The sequence below is a fragment of the Micromonospora sp. NPDC051925 genome (assembly GCF_044548625.1).
GTDB lineage: Bacteria > Actinomycetota > Actinomycetes > Mycobacteriales > Micromonosporaceae > Micromonospora.
In genome coordinates, this window is record NZ_JBIUCH010000023.1 from 103,521 (window position 1) to 125,470 (window position 21,950).

General features: G+C 73.0%; 17 protein-coding genes and 1 tRNA gene (1 of these 18 only partly in view). 3 read left to right on the forward strand and 15 right to left on the reverse strand.

Translation table 11 applies throughout. The annotated features are described in order from the left end of the window. The 3 genes from ACIG87_RS27175 to ACIG87_RS27185 all read right to left on the reverse strand — a co-directional run. A tRNA-Met gene (locus ACIG87_RS27175) sits at nucleotides 1–25 on the reverse strand; it reaches 149 nt to the left of the window's first position. A 172-nt stretch (nucleotides 26–197) separates the two neighbouring features. After that, nucleotides 198–3,188, reverse strand: coding sequence for a UPF0182 family protein (locus tag ACIG87_RS27180; RefSeq protein WP_396854289.1), 2,991 nt, complete (start codon nucleotides 3,186–3,188; stop codon nucleotides 198–200). A 123-nt stretch (nucleotides 3,189–3,311) separates the two neighbouring features. Beyond that, entirely contained in the window at nucleotides 3,312–4,325 is a 1,014-nt protein-coding gene (locus ACIG87_RS27185; RefSeq protein WP_396854290.1) for a PDZ domain-containing protein, read from the reverse strand. 182 nt (nucleotides 4,326–4,507) lie between these two features. Between ACIG87_RS27185 and ACIG87_RS27190 the strand changes: the two genes are divergently transcribed. Then, nucleotides 4,508–5,731: a zinc-dependent metalloprotease gene (locus tag ACIG87_RS27190; protein ID WP_396854335.1), complete on the forward strand. Its 1,224-nt coding sequence runs from the start codon at nucleotides 4,508–4,510 to the stop codon at nucleotides 5,729–5,731. 125 nt (nucleotides 5,732–5,856) lie between these two features. Here ACIG87_RS27190 and ACIG87_RS27195 read toward each other — a convergent pair whose 3' ends face one another. The 11 genes from ACIG87_RS27195 to ACIG87_RS27245 form a co-directional block, all read right to left on the reverse strand. Then, nucleotides 5,857–6,459 (reverse strand): hypothetical protein, encoded by a 603-nt coding sequence (locus ACIG87_RS27195; RefSeq protein ID WP_396854291.1) that lies wholly within the window; start codon nucleotides 6,457–6,459, stop codon nucleotides 5,857–5,859. A gap of 58 nt (nucleotides 6,460–6,517) precedes the next feature. Beyond that, entirely contained in the window at nucleotides 6,518–7,624 is a 1,107-nt protein-coding gene (locus tag ACIG87_RS27200; RefSeq protein ID WP_396854292.1) for a hypothetical protein, read from the reverse strand. A gap of 220 nt (nucleotides 7,625–7,844) precedes the next feature. Next, nucleotides 7,845–8,624 (reverse strand): hypothetical protein, encoded by a 780-nt coding sequence (locus tag ACIG87_RS27205; RefSeq protein WP_396854293.1) that lies wholly within the window; start codon nucleotides 8,622–8,624, stop codon nucleotides 7,845–7,847. Between the two features lie 163 nt (nucleotides 8,625–8,787). Beyond that, nucleotides 8,788–9,546: a MerR family transcriptional regulator gene (locus tag ACIG87_RS27210; protein ID WP_396854294.1), complete on the reverse strand. Its 759-nt coding sequence runs from the start codon at nucleotides 9,544–9,546 to the stop codon at nucleotides 8,788–8,790. A gap of 139 nt (nucleotides 9,547–9,685) precedes the next feature. After that, entirely contained in the window at nucleotides 9,686–12,028 is a 2,343-nt protein-coding gene (locus ACIG87_RS27215) for a putative bifunctional diguanylate cyclase/phosphodiesterase (protein ID WP_396854295.1), read from the reverse strand. 47 nt (nucleotides 12,029–12,075) lie between these two features. Further along, nucleotides 12,076–13,584, reverse strand: a complete 1,509-nt coding sequence (locus ACIG87_RS27220; protein ID WP_396854296.1) for a hypothetical protein — start codon at nucleotides 13,582–13,584, stop codon at nucleotides 12,076–12,078. Beyond that, the gene (locus tag ACIG87_RS27225; protein WP_396854298.1) at nucleotides 13,581–14,669 is read right to left on the reverse strand and encodes a hypothetical protein; all 1,089 of its coding nucleotides are present in this window, start codon (nucleotides 14,667–14,669) and stop codon (nucleotides 13,581–13,583) included. Before ACIG87_RS27225 ends, ACIG87_RS27220 begins: the two co-directional genes overlap by 4 nt. 270 nt (nucleotides 14,670–14,939) lie before the next feature. After that, a complete protein-coding gene (locus ACIG87_RS27230) occupies nucleotides 14,940–15,173 on the reverse strand; it encodes a zinc-ribbon domain-containing protein (RefSeq protein ID WP_396854299.1) in 234 nt (77 codons plus the stop codon). A gap of 45 nt (nucleotides 15,174–15,218) precedes the next feature. Then, the gene (locus ACIG87_RS27235; RefSeq protein ID WP_396854301.1) at nucleotides 15,219–15,926 is read right to left on the reverse strand and encodes a S1C family serine protease; all 708 of its coding nucleotides are present in this window, start codon (nucleotides 15,924–15,926) and stop codon (nucleotides 15,219–15,221) included. Between the two features lie 1,476 nt (nucleotides 15,927–17,402). Further along, nucleotides 17,403–18,740, reverse strand: coding sequence for a class I SAM-dependent methyltransferase (locus ACIG87_RS27240; protein ID WP_396854302.1), 1,338 nt, complete (start codon nucleotides 18,738–18,740; stop codon nucleotides 17,403–17,405). Beyond that, nucleotides 18,737–20,119 (reverse strand): FAD-binding oxidoreductase, encoded by a 1,383-nt coding sequence (locus ACIG87_RS27245; protein ID WP_396854303.1) that lies wholly within the window; start codon nucleotides 20,117–20,119, stop codon nucleotides 18,737–18,739. The genes ACIG87_RS27240 and ACIG87_RS27245 overlap by 4 nt, the downstream gene beginning before the upstream one ends. Before the next feature lie 169 nt (nucleotides 20,120–20,288). Here ACIG87_RS27245 and ACIG87_RS27250 point away from each other — a divergent pair, with 169 nt between their 5' ends. Together ACIG87_RS27250 and ACIG87_RS27255 are read left to right on the forward strand one after the other, a co-directional pair. Then, nucleotides 20,289–20,573 carry a DUF427 domain-containing protein gene (locus ACIG87_RS27250; protein ID WP_396854304.1) on the forward strand — a complete coding sequence of 95 codons (285 nt, stop codon included), beginning with the start codon at nucleotides 20,289–20,291 and terminating at the stop codon, nucleotides 20,571–20,573. A 58-nt stretch (nucleotides 20,574–20,631) separates the two neighbouring features. Further along, complete coding sequence (locus tag ACIG87_RS27255; protein WP_396854306.1) at nucleotides 20,632–21,351, forward strand: RICIN domain-containing protein; 720 nt, start codon at nucleotides 20,632–20,634, stop codon at nucleotides 21,349–21,351. 118 nt (nucleotides 21,352–21,469) lie between these two features. Here ACIG87_RS27255 and ACIG87_RS27260 read toward each other — a convergent pair whose 3' ends face one another. Further along, the gene (locus tag ACIG87_RS27260) at nucleotides 21,470–21,946 is read right to left on the reverse strand and encodes a hypothetical protein (protein ID WP_396854336.1); all 477 of its coding nucleotides are present in this window, start codon (nucleotides 21,944–21,946) and stop codon (nucleotides 21,470–21,472) included. Nucleotides 21,947–21,950 lie beyond the last annotated feature (4 nt).

The following is a 21,950-nucleotide window of genomic DNA, read 5'->3' on the forward strand; positions in this document are numbered from 1 at the left end:
AGCTACCGAGCTGCTCCACCCCGCGTCGCCTGGTTAACCGTAGCGCACCGACCCCCGGACCCGCAAAACGGGCCCCGCGGGCGGGTCGGGGCTCGGACGGGCCGAGCCGACAGGTTGCCGGAACGACCCTTCGGACAAGCGACGGGGCCCACGATCCCGACTCGGATCGTGGGCCCCGTCGACCAGGAGCGGGCGGATCAACCGCCGGACGGTGACGGCGTCGCGGACGGGCTGCCGCTAGGCGCAACCGACGCGGTGGCACCCTGCTGGGCCTGCTGGAAGGCGGTGATCGCCTCGTCCAGCGCCTTCAACGCGCGACCGTACCGCTCGAAGTCGCCGGACGCCTGCGCGGCCTTGACCTCGGCGATCGCCGTCTGGACCCGCTGCGCGGCGGCGGCCAGCTCACCGGAGACCGGCGGTGCACTGGTCGCCCCGGGCGAGGGCGAGGTGGGCGTGCCGCCGCTGGACGGGGGTGGCGTGCCGCTGGACGGCGGAGTGCCCTGACCGGCCTTCTTGCCCTGCTCGACGAGTTGCTTGATGCCGTCGGTGACGTTGTTCGCCAGCACCACGTACGAGCCGCCGTCGCCGTACGACAGGAGCACCTTCTGCAACAGCGGGTACGCGTCCTGTTGGTTGCTCTTGACGTAGACCGGCTCGACGTAGAGCATCCCGTTGCCGAACGGCAGCGACAGCAGGTTGCCGTACTGCACCTGCGCCTGGTTGGAGGAGAGCAGGTTCAGCTCGGTCCGGATGGTCGCGTTGTTGGTCATCTGCTGGTGCACCTGCACCGGACCGGAGACCCGGGTCTGGTCCGGCAACTCCAGCACCTCCAGCTTCGGCTGCCCGTCGACGTACGACCCGGAGATCAGCGCGGCGAGGTTCTGCCGGCCGTTCGGGGTGACCGCCGAGGTGAGCTGGAAGCGCGGGGCGTCCTGGTTGGGGAACTGGGTGAACAGGTAGTACGGCGGCTGCTTCTGCCCGCTGTCCGGCGCGTCCGGCACGTTCGGCACCTGCCAGAAGTCCTGGCCGGAGTAGAAGTCACCGGGGTTGGTGACGTGGAACTTGGTGAGCAGGTTGCGCTGCACCTTGAACATGTCGGCCGGGTAGCGGAAGTGCGCGGCCAGGTCGGCCGGGATCGCGCTCTTCGGCAGCACCAGGTCCCCGCCGAACGCCTTGTTCCACGCCTTGAGCACCGGGTCGCTGTCGTCGAACTCGTAGAGCCGGACCGTGCCGTCGTACGCGTCGACGGTGGCCTTCACCGAGTTGCGCATGTAGTTGACGTTCTCCCGGGCCAGCTGGAAGGTGCCCCGGTTGGTCAGCTCGTCGGTGGTCTCCTGCTGCAGGTTGATCCGCTCGGCGTACGGGTAGGTCGCCGCCGTGGTGTAGCCGTCGATGATCCACTGGACCTTGCCGCCCACCACCGCCGGGTACGGGTCGCCGTCCAACGTGAGGAACGGGGCGACCTTCTCCACCCGGTCCCGGGGGTTGCGCACGTACAGCAGCTTGGAGTTCTCGTTGACCGCCTCGGAGAGCAGGAAGTTCGTCTCCTGCTCCTTGATCGAGTAGAGCAGCCGCCGGGTGAACGAGCCGATCTCGACGCCGCCCTCACCGGTGTAGGTGTAGTACTGCTCGCCGCCGGTGGTCGGGGTGGGCCGGTCGAACTCGGCGTTCTTGCCCTCCTCGGTCTGACCGACGATGGCGTAGTCGTCGGCCTGCATCCGCTCGCCGTAGTAGATCCGCGGCTGGCTGGCCGGGATCTGCTCGGCCTGCGAGGAGCACGCCTCCTCCGCCTTCTCACCGAGGAAGCCGGAGACGAAGTACGGCTGCCCACCGCAGACCACCTGGTTGGCCGGGGCCGCGACCAGGCCGTAGCCGTGGGTGTAGACGGTGTGCCGGTTGATCCAGTTGTTCTGCTGGTCGGTCAGCTCGCCATAGTTGATCTCACGGACCCCGACCACGTAGTCGGAGGTCTTGTTCTCCACCGAGTACCGGTCGATGTCCAGCTTGGGGCCGAAGTCGTAGAACCCCCGGACCTGCTGGAGCTGGGTGTACGTCTCGGAGACCAGCTGCGGGTCGAGCAGCCGGACGTTCGGCACCACCGAGGTGTCGGTGGCCAGGCTGGCCGGTGGCACCAGGTTGCTGGCGGCGTACCCCTCGGTCTGCACCTCGGATATGTCGAACGCGGCGCGGGTGGCGTCGATGCTGCGTTGGATGTACGGGGCTTCTTTGTCCCGGGCGCTCGGCTTGACCTCGAAGGTCTGCACCGCCCACGGGTAGATGCCGCCGATCGCGACGGCGGAGACGCCGAGCAGGGCCAGCGAGATGCCCGGCCAGACCAGGTTCCGCATCACCGCGTTGGAGAAGACGATGATGGCGATGGCCACCACCACCGAGATGTACGCCAGGATCTCCTTCGCCGGCAGCAGCGCGTTGACGTCGGCGTAGCCCGCGCCGTACAGCTTGGCGCCCTCGTTGTACTCCAGCAGCATGGCCCGCCGGTCCAGCACGTACGCGACGGCCTTGAGCAGGACGAAGACCGCGACGAGCGTGCTCAGGTGGGCGCGGGCGGCGCCTGTCATCCGATCGCCGACGCCCTGCAGGCGCACCCCGCCGAAGATGTAGTGCAGGGCCAGCGCGCCGATCAGGGCGAGCACCACGGCGGTGAAGCCGACGCCGAGCAGGTAGCGCCAGAACGGCAGCTGGAAGACGTAGAAGCCGACGTCGATGCCGAACTCCGGGTCCTTGACGCCGAAGTCGCCGCCGTTGCGGAACAGCATCCACTGGGTCCAGCGGCCCTGCGCGGAGAGACCGGCGAACAGGCCGAGCACCACGGCGGTCAGGCTGATCCAACTGCCGATCCGGGGGGTGAGCAGCATCCGGTACCGCTCCAGGGTGGCCTGCTCCAACGAGTGCGGACGCAGCTTCGGCCGCAGCCGGTACGCCAGCCACAGGTTCCCGCCCACGAACGCGGCCATGCCCAGCCCGACGGCGAGGAAGAGCAGCACCTGGGTCAGCAGCACGCCGGTGAAGACCTGGGTGTAGCGGACCTCGTCGAACCAGAGCCAGTCGGTCCACGCCTGCACCCCCCAGCCGAGCAGGGTGAACAGGAGGAAGACCCCGACCAGGACCCCGATGGTGACGCGTCCGCGCCGACTCATCCTCGGCAGGGGGCTGCTACGCATGACCACTGTTTGGCTCCGCACGCTCGATGTGATCGGCTCCGGACAGGCACCCAGAGTACGGGGTGTTCCTGAACGTCTCAGGTCAGGTCGCGCCCCGGGTCGGTCCCGCCGCCCGGGACGGGCACGGCCTCAGCAGCGGGTCGGCTCGCCACCGGCGCGCAACGTGTCCAACGCGGCCAATGCGTCGTCCAGCGAACCGACCTTGAGCATGGGCAGACCGGGCTGCGGGTTACGGACCGCCTCGGCGCAGTTGTCGGCGGGGACCAGGAACACCTTGGCACCGGCCTTCTTCGCGCCGACCAGCTTCTGCGCGATGCCGCCGATCGGGCCGACCTGACCCTCGTCGTCGATGGTGCCGGTGCCGGCGATGACCTTCCCGCCGGTGAGGTCCTCCGGCTTCAGCTTGTCGATGATGCCGAGGGCGAACATCAGCCCGGCGCTCGGGCCGCCGATGTCGTTCAGGTCGATCTTCAGGGTGAACGGGTGCGGCTGCCGCTGGTCCGGCACCACGCCGATGCGCGGCCGGCCGTCGGACTCTCGGCTGGTCACGGTGGCGGTGCCGGGGGTGCCGTCGCGGACGTACCCGATGGTCAGCGCGGTGCCGGCGGGCTTGCCCCGGATCAGCTCGACCAGCCGGGTCGCGGAGGTGACCTTGACGCCGTCGACGGTGCTGACGACGTCACCGGCCTTCAGCGCGCCAGCCGCCGGCCCGTCCGCGGCCACCTCCTTCGCCACCACCTCGACCGGGTAGCCGAGCTTGACCAGCGCGGCGGTCTCGGCACTGCTCTGCGAGTTCTGGAAGTCCTCGGCGTTGCGCTTCTCGACCTCCTCCTGCGACTCGCCCGGCGGGTAGACCATTTCCCGGGGCACCACCGCCTCGTCCTTCGACAGCCAGCCGGCGATCGCGGCGCGCAGCTTCACCGTCGGCTGCACACCGACCGTGGTCATCCGGAGCTGGCCGGCGGAGGTGGACGTCGCCCGGCCGGTGATCTGGATGATCTCCCGGCCGTCGGAGGTGCCGAGGGTGTTCACCGTCGGCCCGGGGCCGAGCACCACGTACGGGATGGGTGCGCCGAGCACGCCGATGCTGAGCAGGGTGGTGAGCAGAGCACCGAGGAGGACGGTCACGCCACGACGTCTCATGCGGCAGAGCGTACCGACCGGTCGCGGCGGTACCCGCGGACTGCGGCGGACTTCGCCCTCAGCGCAACGCCAGTGGCGGCGACCAGGGGCGCGGCGCGCGTACCGTAGACGTCGTGCCTGATATTCCGTTCGGTTTCGCGCTCCCGGGTGGGCAACCACCAGACCCCAACGATCCCGCGCAGATGCAGCAGTTCATGTCGCAGTTGCAGCACCTGCTCTCCGCGCCGGGCAGCGGGCCGGTCAACTGGGACCTGGCCCGGCAGGTGGCCGCCAGCCAGCTCGCGGCCACGGGTGACCCGATGGCCTCCCCGTACGAGCGGCACGCGGTGGAGGAGGCGCTGCGCCTGGCCGACCTCTGGCTGGAGCCGGCGTCGGCCTGGCCGACCGGCATCCGCACCTCCGTGGCGTGGAACCGCAACGAGTGGATCTACAAGACGCTTGACGTCTGGCGCAAGCTCTGCGACCCGGTGGCCAGCCGGATGGTCGGCGCGATGGGCGACCTGGTCCCGCCGGAGGCGCGCGCCCAGCTCGGGCCGATGCAGTCGATGGTCGCCACGCTGGGCGGGGCGCTCTTCGGCGGTCAGCTCGGCCAGGCGCTCGGCCAGCTCGCCGCCGAGGTGCTCTCCGCCGGTGACATCGGCCTGCCGCTCGGCCCGGCCGGCACCGCCGCGCTGATCCCGGCCAACATCCGGGTGTACGGCGAGGGCCTGGAGCTGCCCGAGGACGAGGTACGCCTCTACGTCGCCCTGCGTGAGGCGGCCCACCAGCGGCTCTTCGAGCACGTCCCGTGGCTGCGCGGGCACGTGCTGACCGCCGTGGAGAACTACGCCTCGGGCATCCGGGTCAACCGGGAGGCGATCGAGGAGGCGATGGGCCGGGTCGACCCGACCGACCCGGAGTCGATGCAGGCGATCGCCCTGGAGGGGATCTTCACCCCGGAGGACACGCCGGCGCAGAAGGCGTCCCTGGCCCGGCTGGAGACGGTGCTCGCCCTGGTCGAGGGCTGGGTATGCCACGTGGTCGACAGCGCTGCGGCCGACCGGCTGCCCAACGTGGTCCGCCTCGGTGAGGCGTTCCGTCGTCGCCGGGCGGCCGGTGGGCCGGCCGAGCAGACCTTCGCCGCCCTGGTCGGGTTGGAGCTGCGTCCCCGCCGGCTGCGGGAGGCGTCGGCGCTCTGGGCGGCGCTGACCGAGCACCGGGGCATCGCCGGCCGGGACGCGGTCTGGGGCCACCCCGACCTGCTCCCCTCGGACGCGGACTTCGCCGACCCGGTGGCGTTCGCGACCACCTCGGCGGATCTCGACGACGAGCTGGCCAACTTCGACTTCACCGCCCCCGGCGGCCCCGAGGAGCAGGCACCGGGCAACCGGCCCGGCCCCGACGACGGCGACACCGACCGGCCCTGACCAGCCACGACACCGCCAGCCCCGACCAGCCGCGACACCGGCCGGATCCGCCCGAGCACCGGGTCGGTCCGGCCGGTCCGGGTCCGTTGCTTTCGCACCGGCCCCGGCCGGGCGGGGTTCGCCGCTCAGGTGCGGCGGCCGGAGAGCAGGGCGCGGGTGGCGTCCCAGCCCTCGACTGCGGGGTCCAGGGCGGCCAGGTCGGCCGGGCCGCGCAGCCGGTGCCAGCCGGGCGTGACCGCCACGTCGGCCGGGGCGGGCGCCGCGCGGCGCAGGTCCGCCGGCCCGGCCACCTCCAGGTCCAGCACCGGCAGCCATCCGGGTACGGGTAACCGGGACGCCACACCGAGCAGCCCGGAACCGCCGCCCTCGACGGGGGCGACGGCGACGGGTCGGCTGGTCAGTGGCCGGAGCAGCTTGCCGAGGGTGAGCCCCGGCAGGTCGGGGGCGTCGGCAGCGACCACGGCGGCCTGGTCGTACCCGTCGAGGGCGGCCAGCGCCGCGTTGACGGTCGGCTCGGGCACCTCGTACACGGCGGTGCCGGGCCAGAGCACCGCGTCGGCGAGCCAGCGGTCGGCCGGGGTCACGGCGACAGCGGTCTCCACCTCGGCGAGGGTGGCGAGCAGGTCCACCACGTCCTCGGCCAGCGCGGTACGCCAGTCCACCAGCTCGATGCCGGGCGGCGACCAGGCCACCGGGGCGAGCAACGCCACCACCACCCGTCGGATCATTCCCCGACCCTAGATGATCGGGTCCGAGGTCCGGGCTGGCCTGTCCTGCCGGCCGCCGTCAGCGGTTGACGGTGCGGCGTACTCCGTCGTGTCCGGCGCAGGGCTTCGGCCGGCCGCCGGTGAGGCTGACCGAGCCGTCCCGGCACAGCACCAGGTAGCCGCGTTGCGCCCAGAACTGCGGCGCGCAGTCGAACCAGTCGCAGACCCGGTGGTCGGGTTTGCGGACCCGTTCGCCGCCGCAGTAGTCGTACCCCATCGGGTTGGCCGGTGCCCCGCAGCGCCGCTCCCGCGCCGCGGACGGCGACGGGGACGGGGACGGGCGGTGCGGTGTCGGCGACGGCTTCCCGGTGCGCGACGGGGTGGGCGCGGCGACGGCCGCCGCCGCCACCTCCGGGGTGACCGGCGGATCGGACTCGACCAGCACCGCCGGCACCACCAGGGTCAGCGCGGCGGCCACCGCGACGGTACGTCGACCGCCGGGGATCCGGGCGCTCATCCGGGCCTGCGCGGGGGTGGCGATCGCCGGTCGGAACGGCGCGGTCTCGGCGTGTTCGGCGATCAGCTCGTCGAGCTGGGCGAGGACGGCGGCCCGCTGCTCGACGGCGTCGGCGAAGGCCAGGGTCAGCACGAACCGGAATTCCGCCGCCGCCGCGGGCGGCAGCAGCAGGCCCGAGGTCTGCCGCCGGTCCAGGACCTGGATCAGCGTGACCGGCGCCGCCGGATCGTGCAGCAGGCCGGTCATCTTCCCGTACGCCCAGTCACGCCGGCCGCGCCCGCCGACCATGACCAGCCGACGGTTGGTGACCACCGCGATCCCGGCGTCGACGACCCGGACCCCGTCGGGCAGCCGGTGGCGCAGCGGCCCCGGCTCCGCCTCGACGACCAGGTCGGGGGCGGGCAGTACCGCGGTGTGCCGGACCTCGACCAGTTGGGCGCCGGGCGTCGTCCAGAGGACGGCCTCGCCGGGGCTCAACGCCAGCGGCAGGCCGGTGCCGGCCTCGGCCGTGCCCCGCAGGCCGACGGCGAGGACACGCATTCGGCGTAGTTCGTCGTCGCGGCGTCGCCAGGCCCGCTCGACGGTGCGGTAGGCCCGCCGTCGTCGTTCGTTCTGCTGGCGTGCCCAGATGTAACGCCAGGTGGAACCCGTCGAATCAGTCATCGCCACGCCGATCCCTCCGCCGCGCGAGCCACCAACAGGGGTGTTCACCTGGTTCAACGGTGGTGACAAGCCGGACGGACCCGGTGATTCGGATTTACCACCCGATCGGGGGATGGATTAGGACGAAGAGTGGCGTGTATCGCGCCGATCCCCCGTGGCCGGCCCGGTCGGGGTCCGGGTGGTCGGCGTCGGCCCGGCCGGGGTGGTCAGCGGCGGGGTGGGTGGGTCAGGCGCCGGGGATGTTGCTGGGCGGGTCTTCGCCGATCAGGCCCGCCGCCGGCTTGCTTGCCGACACCGGCAGGCCGAAGTCCGCGTACGTCAGATCGAGTGCCGAGGTCTTGCCCGGCTCGCCGGACAGCTCGATCCGGTAGCGGACCAGCCGCCCCTGCGGGTCCACCGTCGCGGTGAACGGCACCGCGGCGGCCCGGTCCCCGAGCACCCCACCCGCCCCGCCACCGAGCACATCGGTGCTGTTCCGCAGGTCCAGGGTGCCGGCATAGGCGCGTTCGCCGGTGGCGCGTACCTCGGTGGCCGCGCCGAGCGTGCTGGCCAGCCGGGTGTTGTCCAGTCCGGTCCGCTTCGCGGCGGCGGCCTCGGCCGTGCCCACGTGCCACCAGGTGCGACCGTCCCAGACCGGCACCCGCCGGTCCGGGGCGGTCACCTTCACGTAGACGTCGGTGCCGGTGGCCAGGCGCTCGATGACCACCTTGCCGTTCGCCACGGCCAGCGTCGTCGTCTCCAGCCCGCGCCGGCCCTTCGGATCCCAGACCAGGGTGGTGCCGTCCCCGCCCGCGCCGTCACCGAGGCTCAGCCGGTAGGTCTGCTGGTCGACCCGCTGCGCGGCGGCGGTCAGCACGGCGGCGGGCCCGACGGCGGTGGTCGGCCCGGTCGCGGACGCCCCGGCGGCCGGTGTCGACCCTCCACCGCCACCGTCCGATGTGCAACCGGCCGCCGTCACCAGCGCGGCGAGGGCGGCGGTGACGGCGGCCAGTTTCGGGTGCTTCACGGAGGTCTCCCCGGGCGATGCGCCCGTCGGCCGAGCCGATCGACGCTGGTGACAGAGCGGTCGCGCCAGCCTAGCCCGATCACCCGTCGGAGCCGGGCCGCCCCCGGGTCGGCCGCCGCGCCCTCACAGCGGTCGGGCCCGGCCGGCACACTCGTCGCCCCGCTCAGGCCCGGCTGATCGCGTTGGCGTGGATCGCCTCCGCCAGGTACTCCGCCAGCCCCGACGCCATCGCCTCGTAGTAGGCGGTGAACCGGGGATCGGCCAGGTACATGTCGGCCAGCCCGGTGTGCACCTCGTACGAGCAGTCGTAGAACCAACGGACGATGAGCTGCCGGTGCTCCTCGGCCAGCGCCATCACCTCCGCCGAATCGGCCGATGTCCCGCTGGTCAGCGCCGCCACGATCCGCCCGTTCCAGTCGTCCTGTTCCGCCCTGTGGCGCAGCCAGTCCTCCTTCGAGTAGCCGGCCGCCCGCCGGGTCGACACCCGGTATGCCTCGGTGTCACCCCAGCGTTGCCGCGCCTCCTCGGCGTGCTCGTCCGGGTCGAAGTCGCCGAAGACCTCGAACCGCTCCTCCGGGGTCAGGTTGATCTCCATCCGTCTCGCCTCCATCGCGATCTCGATCGCCGCGACCATCTCCTGCAGTCTCCCGATCCGCCCGGTCAGCAGGTCGTGCTGCCGACGCAGGTGCGCCGCCGGGTCGGCGGCCGGGTCGTCGAGGATCGCCGCGATCTCCTCCAGCGGAAACCCCAGCTCCCGGTAGAAGCGGACGTGCTGCAACCGCTCCAGGTCCGCGTCGTCGTAGCGGCGGTAGCCCGCCGCCGTCCGGCCGCTCGGCGAGAGCAGCCCGATCTCGTCGTAGTGGTGCAACGTCCGGACCGTCACCCGGGCCGCCTTCGCCACCTGACCCACCGTGTACGCCATGGTTTCCTCCCTTCCACCGCCAAGGCTCCGGCCTGCCGTGACGTGAGGGTCAAGCCCGATTCTGCGCTCCCTTGCCGGCCCCGCCGGCACCGTTCACCGGGGGCTCCCGAACCGGGCGCGTCGCCCGTCCCCGGGTGGGTCAGCGCGGGCTGGGCAGGGCGGCCAGGGCGGCCAGCGCACCGGGACGGCCGTACCGGAAGCCCTGACCGTGGACGCAGCCGATCGCGGTGACCGCCGCATGCTGCCCCTCGGTCTCCACCCCCTCGGCCACCACCGCCAGGTCGAACGCCCCGGCCAGCCGGGTGACCATCTCCACCGTGGCGTACGCCCGCGTGTCGGTGTCCAGCCGGGCCACGAACGACCGGTCGATCTTCAGCTCGGTGGCCGGGATGCGATGCAGGTAGCTCAACGACGAGTAGCCGGTGCCGAAGTCGTCGATGGCGATCCGGATGCCCAGTTCACGGAGCTGGGCGAGCCGTTCCAGCACCGCCTCGCTGCCGTCGATCAGCGCCGACTCGGTCAACTCCAGGGTGAGCGCGCGGGGGGCCAGGCCGGCGGTGGCGGTGGCCGCCGTGACGGTGGCGATCAGGTCGGGGCGACGCAGGTGCGCGGCGGCGATGTTGACCGCCACGGTCGCCTCGGGCACCCGGACCCGCCAGGTCGCGGCGGCCCGGCACGCCTCGTGGATCACCCACCGGTCGATCGGCACGATCAGCCCGGTCTCCTCGGCCAGCGGCAGGAACGCCGCCGGGGCGAGCAGGCCGAGCCGGGGATGCCGCCAGCGGACCAGCGCCTCCGCGCTGCGCACCGCGCCGGTGGCCAGGTCGACGATCGGCTGGTATTCCAGGTGCAACTGCTGCTCGTCGACGGCCCTGCGCAGGTCGGCGATCAACTCCGCCCGGGTCACCGCCGACTCCCGCAGCGTCGGCGTGCAGGTCCGGTACGCGGACTTGCCGGCGGCCTTTGCCGCGTACATCGCGATGTCGGCGTCGCGCAGCAGGTCGGTGTGGGTGGCGTGCTGCGGACCGAACTCGGCGATGCCGATGCTGGCCGACGGGTGCACCCCGACGTCCTCCTCGCCCGGGGACGGTTGCAGGGCGGCGAGCAGCCGTTCGGTGAGACGTTCCGGGGAGACCGGCCGGTCACCGCCGACCAGCACCGCGAACTCGTCGCCGCCGAGCCGGGCGATCATGCCGTCGTCGCCGACGGCCGTGCGCATCCGGACCGCGATACTGGTCAACAGGGTGTCGCCGGTGCTGTGCCCGAACCGGTCGTTGACCTGCTTGAAGCCGTCCAGGTCGAGGAGCAGGACGGCCACCGGCGGCCCCTCGCGCAGCGCCTGACGCAGCCGCCGGTTGAACATCAGCCGGTTCGGCAGGCCGGTGAGCTGGTCGGTGTAGGCGAGCCAGCGCAGCCGGGCCACCAGCCGCAGGTTCTCGTTGGCGGCCAGCCCCTGACGCAGGGCGAGCACCCCGAGCAGCGTCATCATGCCGACGAAGACCAGGGTCGGGGTCTGCCCGGTGGGCCGGCGGGCCAGCACCACCGCGATGATCGCCCCACCGACCGGCAGGTACGGCAGCGCCACCCGCCACCACGACGGGAGCGGAGACTCACCGATCTCCTCGACGCCGTCACAGGTCGGCGGCGGCGTTCGGGTGGTGGCGATGCCGATCAGCAGATAGCTCAGCGGCCAGCAGACGTCGATCGGGTGGCCGGGGGCGTAGCTGCCGTGCGCGACCAACGAGACGTAGACCGCGTCGGCGCCGGCCCGGGTGGCCAGGCTCGCCCCGATCAGGGTCAACGGCCGCCACACCGGGCGGGCCGGACCGGCCACCGCCACCAGGATGGTCAGCTGCATCAGATCGATCATCGGGTAGAGCAGACCGAGGGTACGCAGCGGATCGTCGAGGTCGGCGGCGGCGATGTCGCGGAACACCACCACCCAGCCGATCGGGATCAGGGCCAGCCCGACGATCACCCCGTCCAGCACCGTACGGGCCCGGCCCACCGCGCTGCGCGGGGCGGTCAGCGCGGCGAGCAACGCGGCCGTGCCGGTGACGATGCCGGCGGTGAAGACCGCCCCGATCAGTGGGGTGTGCGGCAGTTCCCCGGCGCGCAGCCGGTCCACCGTCCACAGCAGCCGGCCGGCGGCGGCGAGCCCCATGGTGAGCGCGAGCAGCGCCCAGAACAGGCGCAGCGGGGCGGGGTGCCGGCGCATCGTCCGGGCACAGGCGTAGCTGGCCCAGCTCGCCAGGCCGGTGGCGGTCAGGTCGCTGACCAGGGCAGCTCCGGGCAGCGCGGCGAGCAGCCAGCCCAGCTCCAGGGCGACGACCACCGACGCGACGACGGCCCCCAGCCGGGGGAGGAACAGCGGTCGGGTCGGTACGCCGGAGACGGCGTCCTGGGGCAGCACGGTGATCGCTCCGGCTCTCTCTCCTGCGCACACCTCGACCGTGCGGACCAGCCACGGACGGCGAACCATCGAAGCCTAGCCAGCCGTACGACCCGCCGCCAGGGTAGGCGGGTCGGTTATCCGACCACTGAGGACGGAGGGCCGGTTGGCTCGGCCGCCGCTTCGGGGACCGGTGGCCCGCCGTGCGTCCACGGTGTCTCCTCCGCCGTCGGAAACGCTCCCGCCGGCAGGAACGCCTCCGACAGGGTGGTCAGGCAGAGCCGCTCCCCCACCTCCGGCACACTGCCCGGCGGCGCGGTCAACCCCCGGCCCATCGCGCCCGACAGCTCCAGGACCACCTCGGTCCTGCCGTCCGCCGCCGGGGTCACGAAGATCACCTTCGCCTTCTGCCCCGGTCGCGCCGTCGACCACAGCGTCGCCCCGACCGGCACCCGTACCGACTCGGTGGTCACCACCTGGATCCTCGGCCGCAGCTTCGGCCGCTTTCCGCTGTCGTCCACCCGCCTCGGGTCGGCCAACGTCACGTCCCCGACGAACGCCTCCCCGGTCAGCCGGTGCTCCGCCATCACCAGGGGATCGTCGTAGGCGCGCTGCACCGCGTACGTGGCCGCCGCGCGTTCCAGCCGGTGCAGCCGTACCGCCGCCGCCACCGCGCCGTCGCGCCGGGGCTGCGGACCGCCGTCGGCGTCGAGATGCTCGGCGTACCCGGTGAAGGCGTCCCGGTCGTTGGCCCAGCGGTCGGCCACCCGGGCCCCGGGCGGCAGGGCGTCGAGCAGACCCACGCCGCGCCACATCAGCTCCCAGGTGGGCGCGAGCTGACCACGCAGCAACCGCGCCAGCTCCGCGTACGCCCCGTCGCGCGCGGCCGGGTCGTCGTCGGCCGCCGCCCACTCGGCCATCACCGGGGCGAGCGCCGCGTTGTCGAACTCCGGGTCGGTGGCCGGGCCGGCCGGCGGGCACACCCGGGGGTCCTCGGCCCGGGTGGCGGCACCGACGCCGCTCTCGCCGGCCGGCGGGTCGATCCAGCCCAGCAGCGCCGGCAGGTGCAGGTCCTCCACCGCGCTCTGCCCGGTCGCCCAGTGCAGGGTCAACGCGTCGGTCATCGCCACCAGCGCGGACGAGCCGGGCTGCTCGGCCCGTTCGGCGAAGAAGGTCAGCCAGCGGCCGAGCAGCGGCACGGCCGGGTGCACCGGATGATCGCCGTCCGGGCGACGGAACCGGGTCGACCGGCCCAGCAGTCGCAGGAAGGTGATCCCGGCCGGGTTCGGCACCCAGACCTGCGGGGCGTCCACGTACCGGTACCGGACGTCCCGCCCCCGGTCCACGGCAACCGCCTCCGAGACGCCCCGGAAACCGTCCAGCCACGGCAGCACGATCCCGGCCAACTCGGTGACGAACCGGAGCCGCTGGTCCCGGTTGCGGGGCTGCGGCACGACCAGCAGCCGGGCGTCGTCGGGGGCGGTGCCGACCAGCGCGGCGAGCGGGGCGTGCGCCTCACCGGCCATGGCCAGCGGCACCAGCACCAACGGGCGCGCGGCCAGGTGCAGGTGCCGGACAGTAGCGATCGGCTGGGCCACCCCGGCGGCCACGGCCTGCGCCTTCGCCAGCGCGCGCAGCGTACTCATGCCCGGTGGCCGGCGAGGGCGTCGGCGCGCAGCCGGGCGGCGGTCCGCAACAGCGCGGCGGCCTCCTCCCGCTCCGGGTCGGCGGCCCGCTCGCCGGTCGCCAGCGCCAGCGCCTCGGCCACCTCGGCGATGCCGCCGAGCGCCTCCCGCACCGGCCGACCCAGCGCGCCGGTCTGTCCGCGCGCCTCGTCCCGGCAGAAGTACGCCAACTCGCAGCCGGCCAGGCAGTCCGGCGCGTAACGGGCCGGCACGGTACGCAGCGCGGCGGTCAGCGTCACCGGATCGGCGGCCGGATCGGCGGTGAAGCCGGCCGGTACGGCGGCGAGCAGGTCGTCCAGCCGGGCCATCCGGTCCAACTGGCGACGCAGCACCAGCAACTGTTTACGAACGTCGATCAGGCTGGCCACCGGCCGGTTGGTGAAGTCACGCGGGCAGACCAGCACCACGTCGTGCGACACCGACTCCGGGTCCTGCCCCTCGGCGGCGAGCAGGTCGCGCAGCGCCAGTACGTAGACGGCCGACTGGACGGCGGCGGCGGACACCTTCGCGGGATCGGCCTGACCGTCGATCACCGGGAACGACTTGATCTCCACCACGTGGAACCGGCCACCGAGCCGGGCGGCGACCAGGTCCGGTTCCAGGTGCACCCGCTGACCCGCCACGTCCAGCCCGAGCAGCGGATGGTCGAACAACGCCGCGTCCGGCCCGGTGGCGGTCAACGCGGCCCGGGACCGCTCCCGCCGGCCCGGCAGGTCGTCCGTCCCGCCCAGGTCCGTCCAACTCGCCCGCTCCGGCACCGGTACGCCCAGCCGCTGCGCGACCAGCCGCAGCAGCTCCGCCCCGCCGTCCGCCTTCACCTGCGCCTCGAACGCGTTGCCCCGGGTGATGGCGAACCGGGACTGGCCGAACCGGGCCGGAAAACCGACCCGCTCGGCAAGCGCCGGCTTGTCGACCCCGGCCCCGTCCAGCACGGCCCGCCGGGCACAGCCGGGGTTGCCGGTGAGGGCGGCGATCGTCCGGGCGTTGTGTCGTTTCGGGAGCGCGTCGCCCCGGATCGCGGCCAGGCGCTGTGCGGTGCTCGTCACGACAGGCCACGATAGCCGCCCCGACCGACCCCGCCCGCCCGTTCCCGGGCCGGCGGTACGGGCCCGGGTCACCCGGGGTGGGTCACCGGGCTCAGCGCTCGGCGGACCGGTTCCAGGGCGAGCGGGGTGAGCGGGCGCCGGCCAGTGGCCGGCGACGTCGACCCGACCTGCGACGACCCGGGGTACAGGGTGGGCGGGAGACGGTGTGCACCGGCACGGTCGGCCCGACCGGTGGCCGACCGATCAGCCAGCAGAGGAAGCGGGCCACGGTCAGCCGACCGGGAGGCGACGGGCCTCGTCGGCGTCGAGGGCGTACTCGGCGCCGCAGAACGAGCACTGCTGCACGTACTTCCTCCGGATCGGGATCAGCGGGACGAAGAAGAGGGTGAACTTCGTGGACCGGCAGCTGATCACCTGCGCGGCCTGGTTGCCGCAGTGCCGGCAGACGGCGGTCACCACCCCCCACCGGGTGACCTTGGTACGGAGCCCGAAGATGAAGAACATCGCCTGGCAGTACCCAGCCCGGCACCCCGGGAACCACCGGGGAGGTCAGCCCGCGTTCAGCCGGGCGACGACCTCACGGACGGTGTCCACCGGGATGGCGAAGCCGAGGCCGACGCTGCCCTCGTCCTCCCCGGTGGTGGCGATCGCGACGTTGATGCCCACCACCCGCCCGGCGGTGTCGACAAGCGCACCGCCGGAGTTGCCGTGGTTGATCGCCGCGTCGGTCTGCACCAGCCCGGTCAGGTCGTCCACCGACCGGTCCAGGGCCGACACGATCCCGGAGGTCACCGTGCCTTCCAACCCGAGCGGACTGCCGAACGCCAGGACGGTGTCGCCGACCGTCAGGGTGGATCCGCTGCCCAGCGTCGCCGGGGTCAGCCCGGACAGCCCGGTGGCCCGCAGCAGTGCGATGTCCGCGCTGGCGTCCTGCGCGACCACTGTCGCCGAGGCACTGCGACCGTCGGAGAGGGTCACGGAGACCTGGCCGCCGGAACTCACCACGTGCTGGTTGGTGAGGATGAGCCCGTCGGTGTCGAGGATGACGCCGGAGCCGAGGCTGGATTCCCGCATCCCGGTCACCTCGACGGTGACGATGCTGGGCGACACGGCGGTCACCACCGTGGCGAGGGAGTCGATGGTGGTGGCCGAGACCGGGGCGACGTCCGTCGTGCCGGTGACGAGCGAACTCTGGCCGACGAACCGGTCCACGACCAGCGCACCGGAGCCGCCACCGGCGAGCATGAGCACCACCACGGCCCCTCCGGCCACCAGCCGCCGACGCCACCGCGACGGTGGCGGCGACGGTTCGGCAGGGGCCGCGTTCAGGGGCGGAACGGGCGGCCATGCGGGCGAACCAGCGCCAGGCGTCGCACTGGGCGACCCACCGTCGAAGCCGGGACGCGGTGCCACAGGCGACGACCCTTCATCCCCGACGGGCACCGACGGCAGACCGAGCGAACCGTCATCCCGGGCGGGCCCCGACGGTGGGCCGAGTGAACCGTCACCCCGGACGGGGCCCGGGACAGCGGGCTGGATCGGGTCGGTGGGCGTGGGGCGCATGATCGTGTCGGACATGTGGTCACCGCCCTTCGACCAGGGTGAACCGGCCGGCCCGGCTCGTCCGGCGACGGCTGGGCAGGTGGCGGCTGGGCAGATGGCGATGGTTGTCGGGGTGCGGCATGAGGGCCTCCTCGGTCCGGCGATGAGCCCACCGTGACTCGCCGGACTGGGGCCTCCTTGTGGCGTACCTGTGCGTCCGCCGTGCATGCCTCGCGGGCCGACGGCCTGGGCTTCCTTCTGCTCGGCGCGCCGCCGACACCGGCAGCGGGTGCCAGCGGGCAGGCCCGCCCCGGGCCACCAACCTCTGTTCCACATCCTTTGGAGCTGATGACGTGAACGAATCAGCCGTGACCGCCAGCACAACGCACCGAACAACGCGGTCCCCAACACCGAAGTCCCGAACAACGTGGTCGAAACACCCAAGTCCCGAACACCCAGGTCCCGAACAACATGGTCCGAAACACCCAAGTCCCGAACACCCAGGTCCCGAACAACATGGTCCGAAACACCCAAGTCCCGAACACCCAGGTCCCGGACGACGTGGTCCGAAACAACGAGGTCCCGAACGACGTGGTCCTGAATACCGAGGTCCCAAGAACGTGTTGACCACCGAGGTCCCGAGCAACAAGGTCAAATACCGAGGTCCGGAACAACGAGGTCCGGAACAACGAGGTCCGGCCCGGATCACGGTGTTCCGCCGTCGTCCTTCCTACCCGTGATCCGTTTACGTCATCAGCTCCAAAGGCTCCGCACACCTGATCCTGCCGCCGGACGAGCGGCCGGGTTGGCGTCGATGGTGGCGTTGGCCGACGCGGGGGATCCGGTGGCCTTGTCGTGGGCGGTGACCACGGCGATTCCGGAGCGGGGAACTCCGAGACCAGGGCAACCCACGCCACACCCCAGACAGCACGACACCCCATCAGTGGGCAACTCAGACAGCTGATCGAACCTCGCCGCCGAAGGCACCGTGCAAGCGAGGCGCTGATGCCACGCACCTTCCGGCTGGGCACTGCTCGACCAGGCCGGCCGTGGCGAGCGCCGGAAGCCGCGCTGGGCAAAGCAAGCCGCGCTGAGCAATGAGAACCGCGCTGAGCAAAGTAAGCCGTGCTGAGCGCCGAAAGCCGCGCCGAGGGCGGCGCGGCTTTCGGCGTGGTCGCTGTGCGGTACGCGTCAGGGCGTCCAGTTCGGGCGCAGCGGGTAGCCGTTCACGCCCGCCGGGCCGTTGCGGGTGGCCAGCACCTGGTGCAGTTGGATGTCGTTGCGCTCGAAGGCCAGCCGCGACCCGGCCATGTAGAGGCCCCAGACCCGGGCGGTGCCCAGGCCCACCTCGTCGACGCAGAAGTCCCAGTTCGCCACGAGGTTGCGGCACCAGGCGGACAGGGTCAGCGCGTAGTGCTGCCGCAGGTTCTCCTCGTGGTGCACCTCGAAGCCGGCGTCGTGCACCTCACTGATCAGGCGGCCCGGCCCGGCCAGCTCCCCGTCGGGAAAGACGTACCGGTCGATGAACGCGCCGGAGCGGTGCGGGGCCCGGTTGTCGGCCCGGGTGATGCAGTGGTTGAGCAGCCGGCCGCCGGGACGCAGCCGGTCCCGCAGCGCGCGGAAGTATGCCGGATAGTTGCGCACCCCGATGTGCTCGGTCAGCCCGATCGAGGAGATCGCGTCGAACTGCTCCCGGGGGGCGTCGCGGTAGTCGAGGTGGCGCACCTCGGCCAACCCGGTGAGCCCCTCCCGCTCGATGGCCGCCTGCGCCCACTGCGCCTGCGCCCTGGACAGGGTCACCCCGAGCGCCCGCACGCCGTACTCACGGGCCGCGTGCCGGACCATGCCGCCCCAGCCGCAGCCCACGTCCAGCAGGCGCATCCCCGGCTGGAGCGCCAGCTTGCCGGCGACCAGGTCGTACTTGGCCGCCTGCGCCTGCTCCAGGGTGTCGGTCGGGCTGTGGTACACCGCGCAGGTGTACGTCATCGATTCGCCGAGCACCTTCTCGTAGAAGGCGTTCGACACGTCGTAGTGATGCGAGATGGCCGTGCTGTCGCGGACCCGGGAGTGCCGCAGCCCGCTCATCACCCGCCGCCAGCGGGGCAGCGCCTCCTGTGGCGGAGCCATCGGGGGCCGCAGCCGCTCCCAGCCGAGCCCGCGTACCAGGGCCAGCGCCTCGGCCACCGAGGGCGCCCGCAACCGCAGGTCCCTGAGCACCCGCAGGGCGTCGTACGGGTCGCCGGGGTGCACCCCGCCCAGCCCGAGGTCGCCACTGACGTACGCCCGCACCATGCCGAGGTCGCCCGGGGCGGTGAGCAGGTACGACAGGCCCCGCTCGGAACGGATGTCGAGGGTGATCCCGGCGTCGGCCGGGCCGATCGCGCTGCCGTCGTAGCCGGTGATGCGGACCGGCAGGTCCCGCGTGGTGACCGCGCGGACGACATCGGCGACGGTCGGACCGGACCGGCCCCCCGCCGGCGGGCTGGCCGGGGCGCCCGCCGCCCCCTGTTCTCGGTCGGTCAGGCTCATTTTCGTGCAACCGCCTTCTCGTAGAGTCCGGTGAGCCGGTGGTCCGGGTCGTAGCGGTCCTTCACGGCACGCCAGGTCTCCCCGCCGTAGAGCCGGTCGAAGGCCGCCCGGTCGTAGTACGCGTCGGAGTAGAGCGACTTGTGCCCGCCCAGCTCCGACACCGTCCGCTCGATGGAGCGGTTCACCTCGCCGTCCGCGGCACCGGCCGCGATCGGCACGCTGCCCCAGAAACCGATGTTGACGTACGTCTGGCCGGGGCGGAGCGGGTAGAGCGGCCAGGCGTGGGCCGAGCCGGGGCCGGCGGGCTCGCGCAGCCGCAACGGGCACAGCCACACCGGGGTCATCCCCACCTCGCGGTCGAACCAGCGCAGGAAGTCTGCCGTGCCGTCCAGTGGGATCTCGACGTCCTGCACCACCCGCTCCCGGGCCGGCCGACCCCGCCACCGGTCCACCCGGGCGGCCACCTGGTGCCGGTGTTCCAGCCGGACCAGCCGGTGGTAGACGTCGCTGCGCCGCCAGCGGGCCGGCCAGAGCCGACGCACCACCGGATGCTGCACCCCGAACGCGGCCGAGCACCAGAACCAGTCGGTGTCCCAGCGCCACAGGTAGTCGTAGCTGCTCAGAGTGTCCCGCACCCGTCGGCGCAGCGAGCGGTAGTAGATGTCCTGGCCGGTGTAGTCGCTGAGCCGCTCCGGGTCGTCGGCGAAGGAGCCGAGCACCAGGTATGCCTCGCCAGGGCTGAACACCACGCCGTCCATCGCGTCGACCGGCCGACCCTCCCACTCGCCCTTGGCGATCACGTCGGCGATCGCGTCGGTCAGCTCTTCGAGCCGGGTGAATCGGACGTTGCGCAGGGCCACCGCCCGGCGCACCGGTTGGAGCTCGATGCGCAGCCGGGTGGCGTACCCGAGGCTGCCCAGCGAGTTCGGGAACGCGGCGAACAGGTCGGCGTGCGGCCCGTCCGGCCGGGCGGTGACGACCTCCCCCGCGCCGGTGAGGACGTCCAGCTCGACCACCGACTCGTGCGGGAGCCCGTTGCGGAACGACGTCGACTCGATGCCCAGCCCGGTGACCGCGCCACCCAGGGTGATCGTGCGCAACTGCGGCACGACCAACGGCATCAGCCCGTGCGGGAGGGTCGCGTCGACCAGGTCCTCGTAGGTGCACATGCCCTGCACGTCTGCGGTACCGGCGACCGGGTCGATCGACAGGACGCCGTCCAGGCCGCTGACGTCGAGCCCGGGAGCGGTGGTGGCCGAGCGGGGCCGGAAGAGGTTGGAGGTGCGTTTGGCCAACCGTACGGGTTGCCCGGGAGGGACGGCGGCGTACGACCGCCGCAACGCGTCCACTGCCAGTTCATGATCACGCTGCGCGCGCATGAGATCACTTTACGCGCGAACCAGCCTTCCGTGGGGACCGCTGCGCTGGCCGTTTCGGATCGACACTCCGCCCGGGAGACGTCGCCCTCGTGGACCCGGCCGACCCGCCGAGCCGGCCCGGCGCGGCACCGGCCGGGACCGGGAGCCGGGCGGGGCGTAGCGTGGTGACATGCCGAAAGCCGTGTGGAACGACCAGGTCGTGGCCGAGAGCGACGACACCGTCCTGGTGGAGGGCAACCACTACTTTCCCCGCAACACCCTCCGCGACGACCTGATCACCGAGTCGGCGACCCAGACGGTCTGCCCGTGGAAGGGCACCGCCTCCTACTACTCCCTCACCGACGGTGACCGGACCAGCCCCGACGCCGTGTGGTACTACCCCGACCCGAAGCCCGAGGCGGAGCAGATCCGCGACCGGGTGGCGTTCTGGAAGGACGTCCGGGTCGTCGACTGACATCACCGCGCCGCGGGCCGACTGGCCGTCGGCCCGCCCGGTGGGTCACCATTCCTGGATGGCCGTCCCCGATCCGCACCACGACCCGTCCGGCACCGTGTACGGCGCCCGGCGGGCCGCCCGCCCCGGGCTGCCCCGTGATCCGCTGATGCGGTTCGCGCTGGCCGCCGGGCTGGCGGGCGTACTGCTGGGGGTCTTCTTCGCCACCGGTGTGCTCGGCGGCGACGCGCGACCGCAACCGGTCGTGCCGGCCGCCGCCGCACCGACCCCCGCGGCGGCGACCCCCGCGGCCCCGGTGACCAGCCAGCCGCCCGCGACCACGTCGCCGCCCACCCCGACCCCGCCGCCCACCACCCCGGCCGCGTTCTCCGGTCCGACCGTGCTGCGCGCGGTCACCTCCGGCCTCTGCGTCGGCACCGACGGAGCCGGCGAGACGGCCCCCGCCGAGCTGGCCGCCTGCACCGGCGGCCCCGAGCAGCAGTGGGTCGCCAATCCCGTCGCCCCGGACCTGGTGACGCTCACCAACGTCGGGCACGGCCAGTGCCTCGACGTCGAGGGCGGCAGCGCTGACGACGGCGCGAAGCTCCAGCAGTTCGGCTGCCACGGGCAGGCCAACCAGCAGTGGCGACTGACCCCGGTCGGCACCGGCCCGGTCCTGCTGGTCGGCGTCCAGTCCGGCAAGTGTGCGCAGGTCAGGGACGGCGGCACCACGGCCGGCGACGACCTGGTGCAGGCCACCTGCACCGGCGCGGCCGGCCAGCAGTGGACCCTCGGCTGACGGGCCGGCGGCGGGTCGTCGACTGACCGGTCAGCCCCGGTAGCTCCACGCCCCGGCGGTGGGGACCGGCACCCCGGCCTACCGCCGCGCCCCGGCACCCGGATCGCGACGAATGGAGTCAGGCGGGCTGCGGGTGGCCGCGGAGCATCCGTAGCTGCGCGAGGTGCCGGGGCAGGTGCACCCGGGCGTGCAGGTCGAGCGTGCGGGACCAGGGCAGCGGTTCGTCGACGACCAGGTCGAAGCCCTCCCGCAGGTGCGTCTCGACCGGGGTGTCGGCGGTCGGGCCGAGCCGGTCCACCAGCGCGCAGAGCCGCTGACTGGTGGCCCGCAGCCGGGTGGCCAGGCCGGGCAGCCCGCCGCACTCGGCGACCAGGGCGTCCAGTTCCGGCCGGTGCACGCCGGCCAGGTCGTAGTAGGCGAACGGCGCCCCGGCCAGCACCGCCTCGGTCGCCTCGCTCATCAACTCGTCGTTGGCGACCAGGTGCGCGACGATCCGCTCCGCACTCCACCGCCCCGGCCCGGCCACCGCGAACCCGCCCGCCTCCACCTCGGCGAGCACGCTCCGGTACGCCCCTCGCAGCCCCCCGCTCTCCACACCC

Bases quoted from the DNA above. Each gene is read 5' to 3' on its own strand.
- ACIG87_RS27185 (WP_396854290.1), bottom strand. From the start codon at position 4,325: ATGAGACGTCGTGGCGTGACCGTCCTCCTCGGTGCTCTGCTCACCACC.
- ACIG87_RS27190 (WP_396854335.1), top strand. From the start codon at position 4,508: ATGCAGCAGTTCATGTCGCAGTTGCAGCACCTGCTCTCCGCGCCGGGC.
- ACIG87_RS27195 (WP_396854291.1), bottom strand. From the start codon at position 6,459: ATGATCCGACGGGTGGTGGTGGCGTTGCTCGCCCCGGTGGCCTGGTCG.
- ACIG87_RS27210 (WP_396854294.1), bottom strand. From the start codon at position 9,546: ATGGCGTACACGGTGGGTCAGGTGGCGAAGGCGGCCCGGGTGACGGTC.
- ACIG87_RS27215 (WP_396854295.1), bottom strand. From the start codon at position 12,028: ATGGTTCGCCGTCCGTGGCTGGTCCGCACGGTCGAGGTGTGCGCAGGA.
- ACIG87_RS27220 (WP_396854296.1), bottom strand. From the start codon at position 13,584: ATGAGTACGCTGCGCGCGCTGGCGAAGGCGCAGGCCGTGGCCGCCGGG.
- ACIG87_RS27230 (WP_396854299.1), bottom strand. From the start codon at position 15,173: ATGTTCTTCATCTTCGGGCTCCGTACCAAGGTCACCCGGTGGGGGGTG.
- ACIG87_RS27240 (WP_396854302.1), bottom strand. From the start codon at position 18,740: ATGAGCCTGACCGACCGAGAACAGGGGGCGGCGGGCGCCCCGGCCAGC.
- ACIG87_RS27245 (WP_396854303.1), bottom strand. From the start codon at position 20,119: ATGCGCGCGCAGCGTGATCATGAACTGGCAGTGGACGCGTTGCGGCGG.
- ACIG87_RS27250 (WP_396854304.1), top strand. From the start codon at position 20,289: ATGCCGAAAGCCGTGTGGAACGACCAGGTCGTGGCCGAGAGCGACGAC.
- ACIG87_RS27255 (WP_396854306.1), top strand. From the start codon at position 20,632: ATGGCCGTCCCCGATCCGCACCACGACCCGTCCGGCACCGTGTACGGC.